We start from the raw sequence: 1,728 nt of genomic DNA on the forward strand, positions 1-1,728 counted from the left end.
GTGGGGGAAACGCCCGGTCCCATTCCGAACCCGGAAGCTAAGACCCACAGCGCCGATGGTACTGCACCCGAGAGAGTGTGGGAGAGTAGGACACCGCCGGACAACCATTCAACGGAAAGACCCCACCCCCCGGTGGGGTCTTTCCCGTTAACCACCACCCCACCCACCCCAGCAGGGACGCGGTCGAGGCACTGCGTCACGTCCCTGGCCTCTCAAGGTCGTACCGCCGACGTGCAGGTGGGAGGAATGCGATGTGCCGGCTCCCGAGATCCTCGCCGCCTCAGGCTTCGTCGGTGTCAACACCGCCGTCGTGTTGTCCGCGGCCAGGAGTGAGCGGGGAGTACCCGCGATCGGACCGGCGCCTTGTTACGACTGGTCGCCTGCCCCGGATCGCGCCGGGCCCTCGCCGGGCTTGGAGAGGGTGAAGATGCCGTAGTGCATCGCGCCGGTCCGGTAGGCCAGGATGAGGCGGAGCATGCTCAGCCCGAAGATGCGGTTACGTGCCCGGAGGGCGAGTCGGCGGGTGTCGCGATCGACGAGCAGCGCCCGTCCGAGGCGACGGGCGCAGATCGTCCACGTACGGGCGACGCGGCTGCTGACGTCCTCGTAGTCGGTGACCTCGAAACCTGCGGCCACCGCCATCGCTTCGTATTCCTCGCGCGTGCCCATCGACGGCAGGCGCCCTTCACGGCAGATCGGCTCGAGCAGGTGTCGGACCTGCCAGCCGCCGGCGTTCGCGTCGGCGAGCCAGACGCAGACCACGAGCCGGCCGCCGGGCGACAGTACGCGGTGTGCCTCGGCGAAGAACCCGGGCTTGTCGACCATGTGTTCACTGGACTCGATGGACCACGCAGCATCGGCGGATCCCTCCGCCAGGCCGTTCACGAGCCAGTTGCGGAGGCGGACGTCCACGTGGGGATCGGCGTGCGCGGCCGCGTAGTCGGCCTGCCCGGCGGACAGGGTGAACCCTGTGACGCGGACCTTGCGTGTCGCAACCAGCCTCCTGGCGGTGGAGCCGTAACCGCAGCCGATGTCCACGCAGGCGTCATCGGGTTCGAGGTGAAGGCGGTCGCCGACTGTGTCCACGAGCGCCTCGACGGCCTCGGCGGGCGTCTCGCGCCCGGTGGTCCATAGTCCGTGATGGACGTGCTCGCCCCACACCGAGCGGTAGATCGGATCGAGCTCGTCGTAATGGTCCGCAACCGCGACGGCGTTCTGGGAGATATCAGGAACGATCACGCCGCCACCCTACAGTGCGACCCCGCCACGGTGGCGAGCATCCGCGGCGACCCGTCGTGGGGGACAGACCCTGCTGCGGGGCGGAGCGACGATTTGGCAGAGCGCGCAGGCCGGCCGTATAGTTATGGAGTTGCCCCGGTGAGGGCGACGAACCCCCAACCGAATGAAGCGGCGCGAGCGCGTGATCCACGTGCACTCTTCCGCTTCTTCCGGTGTCCTCGTAGGGCGTTTCTGTTCGAGGGTCGCTGTGCAGGTGTGACAACCAGCCAGGACCGAGCGGATTTGCGGTTACGGGGTCGGTGCGGGTAAGCTTGAAAAGTTGCTCCGGAGCGAGGACATGACGGTTTGGTCGTGTGTGGTGCCGGTTGTTCCTGTTGTTTGAGAACTCAATAGTGTGCCAAGTTTGTTGATACCGATTGTTTTTTGATTGGTTGAATTTGCTGGTTGCCGCACCCCGTGTGGTGGCTGGTTTTTTTGGCTGGTTTCGAA

At 66.1% G+C, this 1,728-nt stretch carries 1 protein-coding gene and 1 rRNA gene; one reads left to right on the plus strand and one right to left on the minus strand.

Going from position 1 to position 1,728, the window contains the following annotated elements:
* Nucleotides 1-102 (plus strand): 5S ribosomal RNA (rrf, locus tag ACSGDB_RS04165); the annotation flags it as partial.
* A 264-nt stretch (nt 103-366) separates the two neighbouring features.
* Here the strand turns inward: rrf and ACSGDB_RS04170 are convergent.
* Entirely contained in the window at nt 367-1,239 is an 873-nt protein-coding gene (locus ACSGDB_RS04170; protein ID WP_434993096.1) for a class I SAM-dependent methyltransferase, read from the minus strand.
* Nucleotides 1,240-1,728 lie beyond the last annotated feature (489 nt).

It is taken from the genome of Arthrobacter sp. Ld5 (assembly GCF_051172775.1).
In the GTDB taxonomy this organism is placed as follows: Bacteria; Actinomycetota; Actinomycetes; order Actinomycetales; family Micrococcaceae; genus Arthrobacter_D.